Origin of the sequence: Chengkuizengella axinellae, assembly GCF_030730905.1 — a bacterium.
GTDB lineage: Bacteria > Bacillota > Bacilli > Paenibacillales > KCTC-33759 > Chengkuizengella > Chengkuizengella axinellae.
Genome location: NZ_JAVAMP010000004.1, coordinates 133,670 through 151,016, shown reverse-complemented (window position 1 = coordinate 151,016; position 17,347 = coordinate 133,670). Strand labels below are relative to the sequence as shown.

The following is a 17,347-nucleotide window of genomic DNA, read 5'->3' as shown; positions in this document are numbered from 1 at the left end:
AAAAAAACCTCGAATTCCCCACCATAAAGAGTGAAATAAACAACCAAAATTATTGGAGGTTTTTCCATGCCAAGTGAAAATACTAGCAAGCAAAGGCAAAATCCAATCTCCCAGGCTCAAAACTCTGCACAAAGAGCAGAAAATGCAGTAAACCAAGCCCAAACACATCCGAATCAAACCACATTCCAGCAGGCTGAACATGCGATTAACAGAGCAGAACATGCACTAGATCAAGCTAGAGGTAGCGAAAATGAAGAACCTGTACAAAGAATCGAAGAGCGAATCAAACAGCAAATTAATGAACTTAAGGAAGCTGAGAATGAAACGAACTATGGGAGATAATAACTCTTTAGATTTAAAATAGACTTGAGTAAAAATGGAAAGCAAAGACGTTGGAGTTAAACGTCTTTGCTTTCACCTTTATTTTATTAATAAGTGTTAGTAACCGTCTTTTTCTCCGCTTTTTCACCATTTGTCGAGTTTCTGTGTCTTGATTTTGCCGTATCATCATCGTGGTCATTGCCTTGCTGCATTTGTTTAGCTTTATTGTTGATATTTCTGGACAATTGAACTCACTCCCATCTCTAAGATTGAAATACATTCTTTATTTTTTGATATTTGCATTAATGTTATTCATCCCTAATTGCTCCTATAGTCCCAATTCCAAAATATTTGTCGAATAAGTGTTTCTTAATGAATCAATACAAGCTATAATTATAAATATTGGTTTTTTCTTCCTTAAATATGTAATGGAAGAGGGGGGATGAAAATTTTGCAGCTGAAAATAAAACTATCACTTATTTTTTCTGCAATTGTGGTTTCCATTCTATTACTAAGCACGACGTTTAACTATTTTTCAAGTAAAGAGGTTTTACATGAAGATAGAGAGCAAGACATGGAATCGGTTGCTCAACGGATAGCCCAGTTTCTACAATATGATGATCAAACCTTTTATATTGATGCTCCAGCTCATTTTGTAGAAAAAATGTTCAGTAATAATGAAAATATATTAGAGATTTCCGGATTTGAACCCCAATCCCATCAAGAAAATCCTATATTGATCATTGATACTGAATTAGATCATCATTGTGATCACCCTACGATAAACGATTTTAATCAGTATGCTAGACTAGACTATCATGAAGAATTAGATATTGAATATATTGAACAAGTATTAGAGTCTAATCAAACGATTAGTGTTATATCTACACACCAGAAAGAAAAAGTAATGAAAGTATTCGTTCCTATCACATCGGAGAGTCCATATGTCATCAGTATTGTTCTAGACTATACCAGTATTCAAAACGTACTAGATCAACAGCTGTTGTATAACTTTACGATTTTGTTCCTAGCTATATGTGTTGCTGTGATTGTCAGCTTTTTCTTTGCTAGATATATCGTAGAACCTTTACAGCAGATTCTACTAAAATTAAATGATATACATAATGGGAAGTATGGAGTTCAAGTGGATGTGATTCGAAAAGATGAACTAGGTTTATTAGGGGAAAGAGTCAACGCATTATCTCTGAATTTAAAAAAATACAAACAATCAGAAGAGATGCTGATCAAATCAGAAAAACTAGCCGTTGTAGGTCAGTTGTCCGCAGGGGTAGTGCACGAAATTCGAAATCCGCTGACTTCTTTAATTGGATTTTTGAACTTAATCAGACATGGGAAAGAAATGAATAAGGAAGTTTTGGACGTTATGACTTCAGAGCTTCACAGGATCGAATTAATTTTAAGTGAATTGTTGATATTGGCTAAACCGCAAGAAATATCATATAAAAAAATAAACATACATAAGCTTTTAAAAGACGTTCTTACGTTAATCGATATTCAAGCAACACAAAACAATGTGAAAATACATATGCAAGTAGAAGAAAAGATCCCTCATATTGATTGTGATGAGAATCAGCTGAAGCAAGTATTTATAAATTTATTGAAAAATGCAATTGAAGCCATGTCGTTTGGAGGGAATATAAACATTGTTGTAAAGATGATGGAAGATGAAAAAGTCATAATCAGCATTCAAGATGATGGCTGCGGCATGGATGAAGAAGAAGTGTGCAAGTTAGGTGAACCTTTCTTTTCCAGAAAGGAAAAAGGAACAGGATTAGGTTTTATGTTAAGTGAAAAAATGATACATAACCATAAGGGGAGCATTCAGATTAAGAGTGTCAAAAATGAGGGAACCCAAGTGAATGTTATTCTGCCTCTAACACAAGATCAACACATATAATCGTCAATAATCGTTCATTGCTTCGTCACAAGTATTCATGTTAAAATATTGAAAGATACACTAGGGGAGCCGTTTGGCTGAGATAGAATCAATTCTGGACCCTTTGTACCTGATCTGGGTTATTCCAGCGTAGGGAAGTGGAAATTACGATGTAGGACTTTTTAACTATTACACATCAATCCACTCTTTACGTATGAAGGGTGGATTTTTTTGTGCTTGATCGACAATTGCATTTGATTTCTAATGGGAAATTATCTTTACAACGTTTTGCTGAAATTGCAGGACAGATCCATTCCTACGTAACTGCGATTCATATTCGAGAAAAACAAAAGAGTGCTAGAGAGCTTATGTCAGGTGTAACCTTACTAGAGGAACAAGGGGTTCCGCTTTCAAAAATCGTGATCAATGATCGAGTTGATGTAGCTGTTGTCAGTCGTGTATCCAGTGTTCAGTTGGCATATCATAGCCTTGATGCACAATTAGTTAAACGAACCTTTCCTAATATTCGTATTGGATGTTCTGTCCACTCCTTGGAGGAGGCATTGTCCATGGAACAAAAACAAGTGGATTATGTTTTTTATGGTCATGTTTATGAGACGGATTCAAAACCTGGATTGCCAGGAAGAGGATTGAGAGAACTTGAGGTTATAACACAAAAGCTGCAAATTCCCGTGATTGCGATCGGAGGAATTAAACCTTCTAACATTAAGGAAGTTTTGAATGCCGGCGCTTCAGGGATTGCGGTCATGTCAGGATTATTGGAAGCAGAGAATCCTCTTGAGGCAGTGAGGCAATATCATCATTTGTTGAAGTGAATACCGGAGAGATGGAGAGGGAAAACATGGGGAAAAATTATGATGCCATTGTAGTAGGCGGAGGGGTCATTGGCAGCTCTGTTGCTTACAGTTTGGCAAAACGAGGTTTGAAGGTCATTCTTTTAGAAAAAGAGCGACTCGCGTCCCAAGCATCACAAGCGGCTGCTGGCATGTTAGCGGCTCAAGCAGAAATGACTGAAGCAGGTTCTTTATTTGATCTTTCTAGAAAAAGCCGCAATATGTTTCCGAAACTAGCTGAGGAGTTAAAGGAGCTTAGTGGCATAGACATTGCTTTAACGAATAAAGGCATGTTTAAAATTGCTGTAACTGAGGAGCAGGTGAAGGAATATCAGCAAATGATTTCATTCCAGCGTGAAGCAGGGGAGCAAGTAGAATGGTATACAGGAGAACAACTTCGTAAAAAGGAAAGAGCTTTATCTGAGGTTGCTCTTGGAGGATTATATCTTCCGAATGACGGGCATGTATTGGCACCAGAGTTGTCCATTGCTTTAGCAAAATCAGCTGCACAGCTTGGAGCTACAATTCAAGAATACACTGAAGCCTCATCCTTTATATTAGAAAATGGGAAAGTACAAGGTGTGAAAACAGATCGAGGGGATTTACATAGTGAGCATGTTATTGTAACCACAGGTGCATGGAGCAAGCGATTGCTGCGGGAAACTGGTATTGAATCCACGGATTACCCCGTAAAAGGGGAGTGTTTTTCTGTTGTTTTTGAAAAACCCATTTTAGAATCTACTATCTTCTCACATGGCTGTTATTTAGTCCCTAAAAAAGGTGGTCGCCTTATCGTTGGAGCTACCATGAAAGAGAATACGTATGATCGCAAGGTTTCCGTGGATGGCATTGCTAGTTTATTAGAAAAAGCAAAGAGGTTAATGCCGGGTATTGTTGAAGCCGAATGGGAAAAAACGTGGGCAGGGATTCGTCCGCAAACGGCTGACGGTGTTCCCTATCTTGGTGAACATCCGGATTGGCAGGGGTTGTTCGTTGCAACAGGTCACTATCGTAATGGGATTCTTTTAAGTCCAATTACTGGTGAAATTATCGCAGATTTAGTAGAAAAGAAACCGTATGATGATGTGGATCTTACTCCGTTTCGCATTCAACGGTAAAGATGATCTATTTAGAACAAGACAAAGGGTGGCTGGAAGCACATTCCAGTGAAAGGGGTACCTCCAGTCGCTGTTAAAATCGTAAATTAGAATAAGGTGTTTAATGTACATTTACGATTTTAAAGGCGAGCGTTTCACTCTTCCGGTATCCCCTTTCACTTCCATTTTATTCACTGAAGTATATCAATACTCAATGTTGTTGAGTTAGGAGAACATGCTTCAAGTTCATTTCGCTGTTAGTAGTAAGATATTTATTCAAATCAACTGAGGTGATAGGATTGAAGCTACATATTAATGGAGAAAGCGTTGAAGTGCCAAACTCAGTAGATTCTGTTACGGAGTTGCTTACACACTTTCAATTGCAGGATAAAGTAGTCATTGTTGAATTAAACAAACATATTTTAGAAAAAGAAAATCATGCGTTAACCACAGTCACTGATGGGGATCGTATTGAAATTGTACATTTTGTAGGAGGCGGTTAATTTGTTAAACATTGGACCTTATTCATTTCATTCTAGACTTATGTTAGGGACAGGAAAATACCCTGATTTTGATATTCAGAAACAAGCCGTAGACGTTTCAGAAACTGAAATTTTAACGTTTTCGGTAAGAAGAATGAACATTTTTGAACCAAGTCAACCAAACTTTTTAGAGAAGATTGAAGTAGAAAAATATAAATTATTACCAAACACAGCAGGTGCATCCACAGCAGAAGAAGCTGTGCGTATCGCAAAACTAGCAAAAGCTTCAGGTCTATGTGATATGATCAAAGTGGAAGTCATTGGTGATCCAAAAACATTATTACCAGATCCAGTGGAAACACTAAAAGCAACAGAAGAATTATTGGCAGAAGGTTTTATTGTACTGCCATACACATCTGATGATGTTTTATTAGCAAAAAGATTACAAGACTTAGGTGTACATGCCATTATGCCAGGTGCTTCACCAATTGGATCAGGACAAGGGATCATCAACCCATTAAATTTAAGCTTTATCATTGAGCAATCCACTGTACCTGTCATTGTAGATGCAGGCATCGGAACTCCATCTGATGCTGCGATTGCAATGGAAATGGGTGCGGATGGTGTATTATTAAATACAGCAGTATCTGGAGCGAAGGATCCAGTAAAAATGGCGCAGGCAATGAAGCTAGCGATCGAAGCGGGTCGTTTAGGATATGAAGCTGGACGCATCCCGAAAAAACGTTATGCAACAGCCAGCAGCCCAATGGAAGGATTGAGCACTGTTTGAGTGACAGATATTCAAGACAAACGTTATTTGCACCTATCGGAGAAAAAGGGCAGGAACTAATCTCCCAGAAACATGTGCTTTTGATTGGCGCAGGAGCATTAGGGACAGGAAATGCTGAAGCGTTAGTAAGAGCAGGTATTGGTAAACTGACCATTGTAGATAGAGATTATGTGGAATGGAGCAACTTGCAAAGACAGCAGTTGTACCATGAAGCAGATGCAACAAATCGAATGCCTAAGGCTATCGCAGCGGAAAAACGACTTAAAGAAATCAATTCTGAAGTGGACGTTGTGGCACATGTGATGGATGTTACTACTGAAGAAATTGAACTGTTAGTTGAAGGTGTAGATTTAATTTTAGATGCAACGGATAATTTTGATACACGTCTTTTAGTGAATGATATATCTCAAAAACATCAAATTCCTTGGATTTATGGGGCATGTGTAGGTAGCTACGGGTTATCTTACACTATATTTCCCGGGAAAACGCCTTGTTTAAATTGTTTGTTAGAAACGGTTCCTTTAGGTGGAGCAACCTGTGATACGGTGGGAATTATCAGTCCTGCGGTTCAGATGGTTGTGGCTTATCAGGTGACAGAAGCGTTAAAGATTTTAGTTGAGGATGACGAGGCTTTAAGAAATAAGTTGGTATCCTTTGACTTGTGGAAAAACCAACATACAGCGATAAATGTGAGTAAAGCTAAGAAGGAATCATGCAAATCGTGTGGATCAGAACCAACTTATCCTTATCTGTCCGCGGGCAGCCATACGAAAACGGCTGTTTTATGTGGAAGAGATACTGTGCAGATTCGTCCACCAGAGCCTAAGGAGATAAACTTAGAGCAGTTGGCTGAAACCTTGCAGAATCAAGGTGGAAAAGTGGATCAAAATCCTTTTTTGGTGAACTTTAGTATCAATGATGAGCATCGAATGGTTATTTTTCAGGATGGGCGTGTGCTTGTTCATGGGACTAAGGATATTGCTGAGGCTAAGAGTTTGTATCATCGATATTTGGGATAGACAATTGTTAAAGGTTTGAAGGCTCCAGGTTTGGGGTCTTTTTTTCGGAGTTAAATTAAAAGTATATGGAAGCTAAAACAATGTAGATTTTTATTAGTTGTTCCTCTGACGACTTTTGCGGTTTATGCAAGTGGAGGAGAGTGAGATTATCTTCAAATAAATATGCTGCATTGTTTTTCAAGGATGTTCTATTCTTTGAACTTATAGACTTCTAAAAGTGTGATTTACTCATATGAAATTATTTAAAACATCAAAAAGTGATTTGTTCTTGTGACTGACTTTTGCGCCTTTTGCAAGTGGAAGGAATAAGAACAAACACTTAACCTGACTATGCTAACAAAGTTTTTATTTTTAAATCTTTTATATTAGAAAGGAGCACGAACATGAAACCAATCAAAGTTTTAACCATTGCAGGTTCGGATAGTGGTGGAGGGGCAGGTATTCAAGCTGACCTCAAAACGTTTCAAGAGCTTGAAGTGTTTGGTATGTCTGCTATTACTGCGATTACGGCTCAAAATACGTTAGGGGTGCAAGGGGTATATCCTTTATCACTAGAAGCGGTTGCTAATCAAATTGATTCTATTGGAACGGATATTGGAGCAGATGCTGTGAAAACAGGCATGTTGTTTAATAGTGAGATGATTCAGCTTGTTTGTGACAAAATACAACAATATCAGTGGGATAATGTTGTTGTTGATCCAGTAATGATAGCAAAAGGTGGTGCTTCTTTATTACAAGAAGAGGCTGTAAAAACGATGAGAGAGAAGTTAATCCCACTTAGCAAAGTCATTACTCCAAACATACCTGAGGCGGAAGCTTTAACAGGAAAAACGATTCAGTCTATGGAAGATCGACAAGAAGCGGCAAAGTTATTACATCAATTAGGTGCTCAAAATGTTGTGATTAAAGGTGGGCATGATCTAAATTCCGACCAAGTTGTTGACCTTTTATTTGATGGCACAGAGTTTACAACATACAAAAGTAAAAGAATCCATACAAACAATACACATGGAACAGGTTGCACTTTTGCTGCCGCGGTGGCTAGTCAAGTTGCAAAGGGAAAAACAATAATAGATGCTGTAGGTATTGCACAAAGATTTGTCCATATGTCTATTGTAAATTCAATGCAAATTGGAAGCGGTCATGGACCTTTAAATCATGCTGCACATAGAACAGTAGGAGTAAATCATAATGTCTAATCTATTTCAAAATATTACGCCTCAATTAATGAAACAACATTTAAAACTATATTTAGTTATGGGCAGCGTCAACTGCAAAAAAGATCCTGTCGAAGTTTTGTCAGAAGCGATAGAAGGTGGGATTACCATTTTTCAGTATCGTGAAAAAGGTGATGGAGCCTTAGAAGGTTACGAAAAACTCCAACTTGGAAAAAAACTTCAATCCTTTTGTAAACAAAATAACATCCCATTTATAGTCAATGATGATATAAACCTGGCACTTGAATTGGATGCAGACGGAATACATATTGGTCAAGAGGACGGAAATATATCTGAAATAAGAAAGTTAGTAGGTAATAAAATTTTAGGAGTTTCTACCCATAATTTAGCTGAGGCGAAAGAAGCAGTGAACTTAGGTACAAATTATATAGGCGTTGGTCCTATGTATGAAACCAAAACTAAGTTAGATGCGAGTGAAGTGACTGGGCCAAACATGATTCGACATCTTCGACAAAATAGTATTAATATCCCCATTGTTGGCATAGGAGGAATCAACCAAACTAACTTAAAACCAGTGATAACAGCAGGAGCTGACGGTGTTGCTGTTATTTCCGCAATTAGTGCATCAAGTCAACCTAGAGCAGTTGTAAATAAGCTAATTGAGACTATTGATGAATCTTTTCCAAATAAATAGTAACCGTATATTCTGGCATGCTTTACAACATTCACCATATAATTGTGCATGAATATTTATAAAAATTTTGACGAATTATGCTATAATACATTTATTCATACCATTGTAGGGTTATTATCAGGAGGAAAGTAATGGAAGAAACGATTAGCTTAAAGGAAAATTACGAGATTGTAAAAAAAAGAATTTGGTTAATTTTATCGATTACGATTATTGCAGCACTGATCAGTGCTCTAGTGAGTTTATTTGTTTTAACTCCAATTTATCAGTCATCCACTCAAATATTAGTGAATAACTCTGAATCAGAGATTAGTGGATTTGATATTAACGATATTCGAACGAATACAGAATTAATCAGTACATATAGTGTCATCATTAAAAGTCCAGCTATATTGGATATTGTAATTGAAGAATTAGAATTGAATCGCTCCTCTGGAGTTTTGAGTAGTCAAATAAACGTTAAACCTGAAAATAATTCACAAGTGGTTTCGATTATTGTGCAAGATGCAAATCCAACACTAGCAGCAGAAATAGCAAATACGATAGCTAGAGTATTTAAAACCGAGATTGTAGCACTAATGAACGTGGATAATGTGAGTGTTTTAGCAGAAGCAACCGTTTCTGAAAAACCATCACCAATAAAACCAAATCCTACTTTGAATATCGCTATTGCCATTGTAGTAGGATTAATGTCAGGGGTAGGGCTTTCATTTTTATTAGAGTATTTAGACAATACAGTAAAAACAGAACAAGATGTAGAGAAATTATTAGAGCTGCCTGTATTAGGCTCTATAAGTCAAATCAAAGAACAAGAAGAAAATGCTTTTGTTTCTAGCCAGCAAAATCAACCGGTTGGGAGTGTTACGATTGAATCGTAAAAAACAAAATCAATCCAGTCAACGTAGTTTAGTAACATTAACTAATCCAAAATCTCCAATTTCAGAGCAATATAGAACGATTCGTACGAACATCCAGTTTGCAGCAGTAGATCAGGATATTAAATCTATCGTGGTTACTTCCTCAACACCATCAGAGGGAAAATCAACAACAACAGCTAATTTAGCGATTGTGTTTGCACAGCAAGGCAAAAAAGTATTGTTAGTAGATGCAGACCTTCGTAAGCCAACGATGCACTATACTTTTCAATTATTGAATACTTATGGTTTAACCAATGTTTTAGCTGGTCAAGCTGCTATGAACGGGGTTATTAGTAAAACCGATAATGAACATTTATCAGTCATTACAAGTGGACCTATCCCCCCTAATCCTGCAGAGATGTTAGGCTCTAATGCAATGAAGCAATTTGTAAAAGAGGCAAAGCAAAATTATGATATCGTGCTGTTTGACAGTCCTCCAGTTTTGGCAGTCACAGATGCACAAATATTAGGGAATTTAAGTGATGGAGTAATCTTAGTTGTACAGAGTGGGAAAACGGAAGTTGAAGCTGCTCAGAAATCCAAGGAACTACTCCAACAAGCGAATACGAAAATATTAGGAACCGTCTTAAATCAGAAGAAAACTTCTAAGAAACAAGGGTATTATTACTATTATGGAAGTTAATACAACTAAATTTACTTGGTTTAATTAATAGGTGTTTCATTTGCTTTTGAACACCTATTTTATTTTTTCTTGATTTCACAGTGTCTTCACAAACAAATTCTAATATGTATTTAGGGAATATATTTTAAATCTAGTAAAAAGAGTATTTTAAGAAAATTTTTAAATATTGACGATTTAGTAATTTAGCACTATTTTCTATTCTCAATTTTTGAAAAACATGCTAAAATAGGACAGAATATGATTCTATTCGACTATTTTCTCGTTTTTATTTGTATATTATTTCTAAAAATATAAGTTCCTAGGTTTAAGGTGGTGGAAAAAATGATAGATTTACATAGTCATATCTTACCTGGACTAGATGATGGGGCAAAAGACCTAGAAGAGAGCAAGCAGCTTGCTAAAGAAGCTGTGAAACAAGGTATTACGAAAATGATTGCAACCCCACATCATCGCAATGGCTCTTATTACAATTCAAGAGAAGAGATATTAACAGCAGTAGAACGTCTAAACGAAGAGTTGGATTTAGAAAATATACAGCTAGAAATATGTCCTGGGCAAGAAACTCGTATTTACGGAGAAATGGTACAAGATGTTAAGCAAGGCGAACTATTAACCTTAAACGACGATGACAAATACATATTTGTGGAGCTTCCCTCGAACCACGTTCCACGGTATACAAACCAATTACTATTTGATATGCAGTTAATTGGATTAAAACCGATTATTGTCCATCCTGAAAGAAATCAAGAGTTGATCGAACATCCAGAAATACTTTATAAGCTGGTGAAGAATGGAGCGCTAACACAAGTCACCGCTGCAAGTGTGATTGGAAAGTTCGGCAAAAAAATTCAAAAATTCTCAAACCAATTAATTGAAAATCACCAAACTCATTTTATTGCTTCTGATGTCCATCATGTTACACGAAGGGGATTTTACTTAAAAGAAGCTTGTGAATACATAAATCAAGAGTTTGGATCGAACTGGAGAGATTTACTTCTAGATAATTCGCAACGTTTAATAGATGGGAAAATGATTCATTATCAAGAACCACAACGAATTAAAAGAAAAAAGATATTTGGTATTTTTTAGTGAATGGAATAGAACAAACTCTATTCTTTTTTAGTTTAAACAATATGTTGCTTGTGGTGACACCTCCTTACCGTTATCAATGGAGGTACTCGGTCACATTGTGGGTATTATTCTATGCCTTAGACGCTAGTCGTCAATAGTGTGATGTGAGGGTGGGTTAGATGCCCATGATTAAATAAAACTTCTGGCTATAGATTTTTATGGGAGAGAGTCTATAGTTAGGGATTTTATTATTAGATTCTTTAATTAAAAAGCATGGAGGAGAGAAGAGAAATGACTACAAAAAAGGTAAAAAAAGCGATTATACCTGCTGCTGGATTAGGTACACGTTTTTTACCTGCAACAAAAGCGATGCCTAAAGAGATGTTGCCCATTGTAGATAAACCAACCATTCAATACATAGTAGAGGAAGCAGTAGCTTCGGGCATTGAGGATATTATGATTGTAACAGGAAAAGGAAAACGTGCGATTGAGGATCATTTTGACCATGCTTTTGAACTTGAACAAAATCTAAAGGAAAAGGGAAAAGAGGATCTGCTTGAAAAAGTACAGCAATCTTCAAATTTAGCAAATATCCATTATATTCGACAAAAAGAACCAAAAGGATTGGGGCATGCAATATGGTGTGCTAGAACATTTATTGGAGACGAACCATTTGCTGTTCTATTAGGTGACGATATTGTTCAATCTGCTGTTCCTTGTCTCCGTCAGTTGATTAATGAATATGAAAAAACATTAGCTCCAATTATTGGAGTTCAACAAGTATCTGATGAAGATACACACCGTTATGGGATCGTCGAACCTTTAGAACAAGTTGATCGACGTTATCAAGTTAGTAGTTTTGTAGAAAAACCAAAACAAGGCACAGCACCATCAAATCTTGCCATCATGGGAAGATATGTTTTAACACCAGAAATATTTATGTTTTTAGAAGAACAGAATGTTGGTGCAGGTGGTGAGATTCAGTTAACAGATGCAATCTCTAAACTGAACGAAATCCAAAGAGTATTTGCTCATGATTTTGAAGGAAAAAGATATGACGTTGGAGAGAAATTAGGGTTTATTCAGACCATGATAGAATTTGCGATGCAGGATGATGAGTTGAAATCCAAGCTTTTATCCTTCATGAATGAAATTCAAAATGAAAATAAAGTTAAAAAATAAAAAAATAAAAAAATAAAAAAATAAAAAGATAGGAGGTTCGTTTGTGACGTACCGAAAACGATTATTACTCCTAATATTATTGGACTCGTTGTTTGTATTTACTGCGATTTATTTAAGTCATTTAGTATTAAGTACAAAATATTATTTTACACCCTTTTTACTTATTAGTTCTCTAACGTTGTTATTAGGACATCATGCTTTGGCTGCATATTATAAGCTTTACAGAAGAGTGTGGGAATATGCAAGTATTGGGGAATTAGTATCAATATCGAAAATAGTTAGCTATGCTGTATTGATGACTGCAGTAGTACAGTTTTTGTTTTATCAAGATATTTATGTAAGAGCCCTTGTGATTACCTGGATGCTGCAGATGATGTTTATCGGTGGATCGAGATTTATTTGGCGATTGTACAGAGACACTTATTTGAAAGTAGAAAACCAAGGAGAACGTACACTAATCATTGGTGCGGGTTCTGCTGGTACAATGATAGCAAGACAATTGAAAAATAATAAACAATCCAAGCTTTATCCAGTAGCTTTCATTGATGACGATTGCCATAAACAACAGTTGGAGATTATGGGTATACCCGTGCTTGGTGGAGTAAGGGATATAGAGAAATTAGTAATAGAATTTGACATTAAAAATATTGTGATCGCTATACCATCTCTTAATAAAAAAGAATTAAATAAAATTGTAAAAGAAAGTAATAAAACCAGTGCAAAAACTCAAATCCTTCCTCTAATTGAAGATTTAGTGTTAGGGAAGGTGTCCGTAAATGACTTTAGAGATGTGAGAATAGAGGATTTATTAGGAAGAGAACCGGTGAAGCTGGATGATGGAAATTTATTAGATAAGATCCAAAACCAAACCATATTAGTAACCGGCGCAGGTGGGTCGATTGGTTCTGAGATTTGTCGTCAAATTTCAAAATATAAACCTGCAAAAGTAGTACTGCTTGGTCATGGTGAAAATAGTATTTATACCATCGAACAAGAATTACTCAATACATATAATACAATCGATTTCATCACTGAAATTGCGGATGTGCAGGATAAAGAAAAAATGTTTGCAATTCTGTTAAAACATAAACCAAGCATAGTTTATCATGCAGCTGCACATAAACATGTTCCTCTAATGGAACGAAATCCTGAAGAAGCTGTGAAAAATAATGTGATAGGGACGAAAAATGTTGCTGAAGCAGCTAATTATGCCAAAGTAAACACATTTGTCATGGTGTCCACAGATAAAGCTGTGAATCCAACAAGTGTGATGGGAGCAACAAAACGTATTGCTGAGATGGTAGTTCAGCACATGGATACAATTAGTAATACTAGATTTGTAGCGGTTCGATTTGGGAATGTTTTAGGAAGTCGAGGTAGTGTCATTCCTTTATTTAAAAAACAAATTAAAGCTGGTGGCCCTGTTACAGTAACACATCCTGACATGGAACGGTATTTCATGACGATTCCAGAAGCTTCAAGACTTGTCATTCAAGCAGGCTCATTGGCAAGAGGTGGGGAAATTTTTGTGTTGGACATGGGTGATCCAGTAAAAATAGTAGATTTAGCTAAGAACTTAATAGAACTTTCTGGTTGTTCTGTTGAGGAAATAGGAATTGAATTTTCTGGCGTTCGTCCAGGAGAGAAATTATATGAAGAGTTGTTGAATGAAAACGAAGTTCATCATAAACAGGTGTTTCCTAAGATCCATATAGGGAAGGCGACAGCTATGGATGGGGAGTTTTTGTACAGGTTTATTAATGGGCTTGATAATCTGCCAGTGGATGAGTTGAGACTAACATTGTTGGATGTTGCTCATGGACGGATTAGGGAAGAGAAGTTGGTTGTGAATAGTTAGGTGGTAGATTAGTTTTGGTGCTCCAGCCCCTTGGGTGTTCGTGGGTAGACTTTTTTGTTTGGGGCTGGGGGGGGTTATGTTTTGAGAGATATATGATTGTTCAAAACACCAAACATCTATATAAACATGCTTTATCTTTCAGAAGGAGAGAGGATTCTGAATGATTAAGGTTCACAGATTGATTTATAAACAGGACGGAATAACACTAATTGAGTTATTAATGATTGTTGTTATATTAGGTGTTTTGGCAGCTATTTCTGTACCTAAAATAACTGATCTCTTGCAACAGACTGCAGAGAGTGTATGTGAGTATAGTAGGCATGAGTTTGAGAGTAAATATACAAAGCAATTGCAGACAGAACATTTTGAACACTCTGAAATGTTGTTTAGCCAGTTTCTTGTCAACTATGAGTTAAAGATGTGTCCACATGAGGATGTGTATGCTTACTTAAATGGGGAAGTGGTTTGTAGTGAGCATTTGGATCAAGATTCTGGAGGTGGTGAAGATGGTGTGCCCCATCTTTGATGATAAAAAAGTTAAAATAGTTTGAATACACATATGGAACTGAGTATCGTAGTTAGATTGAGTGCTAGAAACATCGCGGGATAAGGATATGAGACGTTTTTAGTGAGATTTATAGATTGATTGAATGGTATATACAATAGGAAGAAACTTGGTTTAGGGTCATTTTAAAGTGAATATCTATTTCGTATTTGTTTGGTAGATTGAATAGATATTACGAGGTGGCTATTAAAAGTAGATAACAAATTTAGTGGTTTAGAAGTTGGTGTGGAATAGAAGTATAACAGATTCCAATTAAGTCCTAATCTACTAAAGTATAGTTTTAAAAAATAGAGTTTAATTATGTTGAAAATAAATTAGAGTAGAGGAGTTTTGAACTAATTATGATTTATAAAATGGTTAAGAGGTTATTGGATATTGTTTTATCTCTGGTTGGACTGACAATACTTTCGCCTATTTTGTTAATAGTAGCTATCGCAATTAAACTGGAATCAAAAGGGCCAGTAATTTTTCAGCAAGAACGCCTTGGATTAAATGGAAAAGTATTCAAAATATATAAGTTTCGTTCAATGTGCGTAGGGGCAGAAAAAAGCGGAGTTTACGAAACTAAAGGTGATGCCAGGGTTACTAAAGTTGGTAAATTCATTAGAAAGACAAGCATCGATGAATTCCCTCAGTTTGTAAACATTATTAAAGGTGATATGTCGATTATTGGACCTCGGCCTACTTTAACATACCATCCTTGGCCTATTGAAGAATATACAGAGTTACAAAAAAGAAGATTCAATGTTAGACCAGGTGTGACAGGATGGGCACAGGTAAACGGACGGAAAGAGGTTCCTTGGGATAAAAGGATTAAGTATGATGTTGAATATGTTGAGAACCTTTCAATTGGTTTTGATTTAAAGATATTTTTCAGAACCATAATCAGGGTTTTAGCAATGCAGGATAATGTCAATGTTGGTGAAACTGCTAAGAAAGCAACAGGCAAAGGACAGGAATCTGAAGTTGCAGCAACCATTGAAGAAAGAAGGAAAAACTAAATGGCTTTAAAATTGATGTATATTACAAACCAAGAAGAAATAGCCAAGATAGCGGAAAATAGTGGGGTAGATTGGATTTTTATTGATCTTGAGATTAATGGGAAAGACGCACGGCAAGGCCATTTAGATACAGTCATATCCAGACATAGTATAGAAGATGTTAAAAAAATAAAAAAGGTACTAACCAATTCTAGATTGCTAGTTCGAGTAAATCCTATATATGAAGGGTCAAAAAAAGAGATAGATAAAGTGATCAAAGACGGAGCAGACATCGTAATGCTCCCGTTTTTTAAGACAAAAGAAGAAGTTGAGCTTTTTGTTAATTATGTAAATGGTCGAGTGAAGGTTTGTCTTTTGTGTGAAACTTCGGAGGCGGTTAAAAATATAGACTCTATTCTAACTGTTCAAGGCATTGATTACATTCATATCGGATTAAATGATCTACACCTTAGTTATAATAAGAAGTTTATGTTTGAACTTTTGGTAGATGGAACAGTTGAAATGCTCTGTAAAAAGTTTGAGTCTAGAGGAATCCTTTTTGGTTTTGGGGGGATAGCACAACTTGGCCAAGGAACTCTTCCTGCAGAGAATATTATTGCAGAGCATTATCGTTTAGGCTCTAACATGGCCATTTTATCTAGGAGTTTTTGTAATACTAAAAAAAGTACTGATTTTGGTTTGATTGAAGATATTTTTAAAATCGGGATAAATGAGTTAAGAGACTTTGAAGATCAATTAATGTGGAAAGATAAAAGTTTCTTTGCAGAAAACCAAGAGTTTGTTAAGGGTAAAGTCATGGAGATTGTCTATACCATTACGAAATATTAGTTAGTAAAAAGGGATGTAAAATATGAAGCTATTACTTACCGGGGCATTTAAATATAGTGAAGAGCAGCTAGGTAGTTTAAAGTTACTTGGATATGAGATTCTATTTATTCAGGATGAGAGGGTTCCTCTACAGGTGGATGTTTCAGATATTGACGCTGTAGTTTGTAATGGGCTATTCCTATACAATGACATCAAAAAGTTCAAGAATTTGAAATTCATACAACTAACTAGTGCTGGCCTAGATAGAGTACCGCTCGATTATATTAAGGATCAAGGTATAAAACTTTTTAATGCCAAAGGAGTGTATAGTGTTCCAATGGCTGAGTGGATTGTACTTAAGATTTTAGAAATCTATAAAAAGAGTAGGATGTTTTATGATGCTCAGCGTGAACATAAATGGGAAAAACAACGGGATTTACTTGAGTTAACAAGTAAAACTGCTACCATTATTGGATTTGGCGATGTAGGATCAGAGGTTGCTAAAAGACTTAAGGCATTCGATGTAAAAGTTGTTGGTGTGGGTAGGCGTAAAACAAAATCTCAATATATTGATGAGTTCTACTTAATAGATCAATTAGATAAAGTACTAGAAAAGAGTGACATTATAATCTTGACTCTTCCTCTGACAAATGAAACAAGTTGTTTAATTAACACTCAAAAGATTAGAAAAATGAAAGATAACGGTGTTCTTATTAATGTTTCTAGAGGTGGCATAATAGATGAGTTCTCTTTAATAGAGGCTCTTAATAACGATAAATTTCTTGGAGTTGCTCTTGATGTATTTATAGAGGAGCCATTGCGGGCTGAAAATCAATTATGGAAATTTGATAGAGTAATTGTTACACCTCATAATTCATTTGTGTCAGATAGAGTAGGTGAAAGAATATTTAGGCTAATATTAAAAAATCTTGGAGATTATAGTGAACTCAATAGCTAATTTATGGGGGTAAAAG

At 35.9% G+C, this 17,347-nt stretch carries 19 protein-coding genes and 1 riboswitch; of the genes, 18 read left to right on the top strand and 1 reads right to left on the bottom strand.

Translation table 11 applies throughout. The features are described from left to right. Positions 1-66 precede the first annotated feature (66 nt). Positions 67-342, top strand: coding sequence for a hypothetical protein (locus tag Q5Y73_RS11620; protein WP_305992063.1), 276 nt, complete (start codon positions 67-69; stop codon positions 340-342). A gap of 86 nt (positions 343-428) precedes the next feature. Here Q5Y73_RS11620 and Q5Y73_RS11615 read toward each other — a convergent pair whose 3' ends face one another. Beyond that, positions 429-566 carry a hypothetical protein gene (locus Q5Y73_RS11615; protein WP_305992062.1) on the bottom strand — a complete coding sequence of 46 codons (138 nt, stop codon included), beginning with the start codon at positions 564-566 and terminating at the stop codon, positions 429-431. A gap of 206 nt (positions 567-772) precedes the next feature. Here Q5Y73_RS11615 and Q5Y73_RS11610 point away from each other — a divergent pair, with 206 nt between their 5' ends. The 17 genes from Q5Y73_RS11610 to Q5Y73_RS11530 all read left to right on the top strand — a co-directional run bounded on the left by Q5Y73_RS11610 (position 773) and on the right by Q5Y73_RS11530 (position 17,331). Then, the gene (locus tag Q5Y73_RS11610; protein WP_305992061.1) at positions 773-2,239 is read left to right on the top strand and encodes a sensor histidine kinase; all 1,467 of its coding nucleotides are present in this window, start codon (positions 773-775) and stop codon (positions 2,237-2,239) included. A 52-nt stretch (positions 2,240-2,291) separates the two neighbouring features. Beyond that, positions 2,292-2,392, top strand: a riboswitch (TPP riboswitch). Between the two features lie 59 nt (positions 2,393-2,451). Further along, a complete protein-coding gene (gene tenI, locus Q5Y73_RS11605; RefSeq protein WP_305992060.1) occupies positions 2,452-3,054 on the top strand; it encodes a thiazole tautomerase TenI in 603 nt (200 codons plus the stop codon). Positions 3,055-3,080: 26 nt separating this feature from the next. Further along, positions 3,081-4,190 (top strand): glycine oxidase ThiO, encoded by a 1,110-nt coding sequence (thiO, locus tag Q5Y73_RS11600; protein WP_305992059.1) that lies wholly within the window; start codon positions 3,081-3,083, stop codon positions 4,188-4,190. 278 nt (positions 4,191-4,468) lie between these two features. Further along, a complete protein-coding gene (gene thiS / locus Q5Y73_RS11595; RefSeq protein ID WP_305992058.1) occupies positions 4,469-4,672 on the top strand; it encodes a sulfur carrier protein ThiS in 204 nt (67 codons plus the stop codon). A 1-nt stretch (position 4,673) separates the two neighbouring features. Further along, positions 4,674-5,441 (top strand): thiazole synthase, encoded by a 768-nt coding sequence (locus tag Q5Y73_RS11590; RefSeq protein WP_305992057.1) that lies wholly within the window; start codon positions 4,674-4,676, stop codon positions 5,439-5,441. Further along, positions 5,438-6,460: a thiazole biosynthesis adenylyltransferase ThiF gene (locus Q5Y73_RS11585; protein ID WP_305992056.1), complete on the top strand. Its 1,023-nt coding sequence runs from the start codon at positions 5,438-5,440 to the stop codon at positions 6,458-6,460. The genes Q5Y73_RS11590 and Q5Y73_RS11585 overlap by 4 nt, the downstream gene beginning before the upstream one ends. A 383-nt stretch (positions 6,461-6,843) precedes the next feature. Then, complete coding sequence (gene thiD, locus Q5Y73_RS11580) at positions 6,844-7,659, top strand: bifunctional hydroxymethylpyrimidine kinase/phosphomethylpyrimidine kinase (RefSeq protein ID WP_305992055.1); 816 nt, start codon at positions 6,844-6,846, stop codon at positions 7,657-7,659. Then, positions 7,652-8,332, top strand: a complete 681-nt coding sequence (gene thiE / locus Q5Y73_RS11575; RefSeq protein WP_305992054.1) for a thiamine phosphate synthase — start codon at positions 7,652-7,654, stop codon at positions 8,330-8,332. The genes thiD and thiE overlap by 8 nt, the downstream gene beginning before the upstream one ends. 131 nt (positions 8,333-8,463) lie before the next feature. Beyond that, positions 8,464-9,207: a YveK family protein gene (locus tag Q5Y73_RS11570; protein WP_305992053.1), complete on the top strand. Its 744-nt coding sequence runs from the start codon at positions 8,464-8,466 to the stop codon at positions 9,205-9,207. Next, positions 9,149-9,889: a CpsD/CapB family tyrosine-protein kinase gene (locus Q5Y73_RS11565; protein WP_371320195.1), complete on the top strand. Its 741-nt coding sequence runs from the start codon at positions 9,149-9,151 to the stop codon at positions 9,887-9,889. Before Q5Y73_RS11570 ends, Q5Y73_RS11565 begins: the two co-directional genes overlap by 59 nt. 321 nt (positions 9,890-10,210) lie before the next feature. Then, positions 10,211-10,978 carry a tyrosine-protein phosphatase gene (locus Q5Y73_RS11560; protein ID WP_305992052.1) on the top strand — a complete coding sequence of 256 codons (768 nt, stop codon included), beginning with the start codon at positions 10,211-10,213 and terminating at the stop codon, positions 10,976-10,978. A gap of 273 nt (positions 10,979-11,251) precedes the next feature. Beyond that, a complete protein-coding gene (gene galU, locus Q5Y73_RS11555) occupies positions 11,252-12,142 on the top strand; it encodes a UTP--glucose-1-phosphate uridylyltransferase GalU (RefSeq protein ID WP_305992051.1) in 891 nt (296 codons plus the stop codon). Positions 12,143-12,185: 43 nt separating this feature from the next. Beyond that, positions 12,186-14,000, top strand: coding sequence for a polysaccharide biosynthesis protein (locus Q5Y73_RS11550; RefSeq protein ID WP_305992050.1), 1,815 nt, complete (start codon positions 12,186-12,188; stop codon positions 13,998-14,000). Positions 14,001-14,160: 160 nt separating this feature from the next. After that, positions 14,161-14,526 carry a type II secretion system protein gene (locus Q5Y73_RS11545; protein WP_305992049.1) on the top strand — a complete coding sequence of 122 codons (366 nt, stop codon included), beginning with the start codon at positions 14,161-14,163 and terminating at the stop codon, positions 14,524-14,526. A gap of 380 nt (positions 14,527-14,906) precedes the next feature. After that, on the top strand, positions 14,907-15,566 hold the full coding sequence (locus tag Q5Y73_RS11540; protein ID WP_305992048.1) for a sugar transferase: 660 nt from the start codon (positions 14,907-14,909) through the stop codon (positions 15,564-15,566). Beyond that, on the top strand, positions 15,567-16,394 hold the full coding sequence (locus tag Q5Y73_RS11535) for an aldolase/citrate lyase family protein (protein ID WP_305992047.1): 828 nt from the start codon (positions 15,567-15,569) through the stop codon (positions 16,392-16,394). It begins immediately after the preceding gene. Between the two features lie 22 nt (positions 16,395-16,416). After that, positions 16,417-17,331, top strand: a complete 915-nt coding sequence (locus Q5Y73_RS11530; RefSeq protein ID WP_305992046.1) for an NAD(P)-dependent oxidoreductase — start codon at positions 16,417-16,419, stop codon at positions 17,329-17,331. The last annotated feature ends 16 nt before the right edge of the window (positions 17,332-17,347 follow it).

What these genes read in the sequence shown, in the direction of transcription:
- Q5Y73_RS11620 (WP_305992063.1), top strand. Translation starts at nt 67, where the DNA reads ATGCCAAGTGAAAATACTAGCAAGCAAAGGCAAAATCCAATCTCCCAG.
- thiO (WP_305992059.1), top strand. Translation starts at nt 3,081, where the DNA reads ATGGGGAAAAATTATGATGCCATTGTAGTAGGCGGAGGGGTCATTGGC.
- thiD (WP_305992055.1), top strand. Translation starts at nt 6,844, where the DNA reads ATGAAACCAATCAAAGTTTTAACCATTGCAGGTTCGGATAGTGGTGGA.
- thiE (WP_305992054.1), top strand. Translation starts at nt 7,652, where the DNA reads ATGTCTAATCTATTTCAAAATATTACGCCTCAATTAATGAAACAACAT.
- Q5Y73_RS11570 (WP_305992053.1), top strand. Translation starts at nt 8,464, where the DNA reads ATGGAAGAAACGATTAGCTTAAAGGAAAATTACGAGATTGTAAAAAAA.
- Q5Y73_RS11565 (WP_371320195.1), top strand. Translation starts at nt 9,149, where the DNA reads ATGCTTTTGTTTCTAGCCAGCAAAATCAACCGGTTGGGAGTGTTACGA.
- Q5Y73_RS11560 (WP_305992052.1), top strand. Translation starts at nt 10,211, where the DNA reads ATGATAGATTTACATAGTCATATCTTACCTGGACTAGATGATGGGGCA.
- galU (WP_305992051.1), top strand. Translation starts at nt 11,252, where the DNA reads ATGACTACAAAAAAGGTAAAAAAAGCGATTATACCTGCTGCTGGATTA.
- Q5Y73_RS11545 (WP_305992049.1), top strand. Translation starts at nt 14,161, where the DNA reads ATGATTAAGGTTCACAGATTGATTTATAAACAGGACGGAATAACACTA.
- Q5Y73_RS11540 (WP_305992048.1), top strand. Translation starts at nt 14,907, where the DNA reads ATGATTTATAAAATGGTTAAGAGGTTATTGGATATTGTTTTATCTCTG.
- Q5Y73_RS11535 (WP_305992047.1), top strand. Translation starts at nt 15,567, where the DNA reads ATGGCTTTAAAATTGATGTATATTACAAACCAAGAAGAAATAGCCAAG.
- Q5Y73_RS11530 (WP_305992046.1), top strand. Translation starts at nt 16,417, where the DNA reads ATGAAGCTATTACTTACCGGGGCATTTAAATATAGTGAAGAGCAGCTA.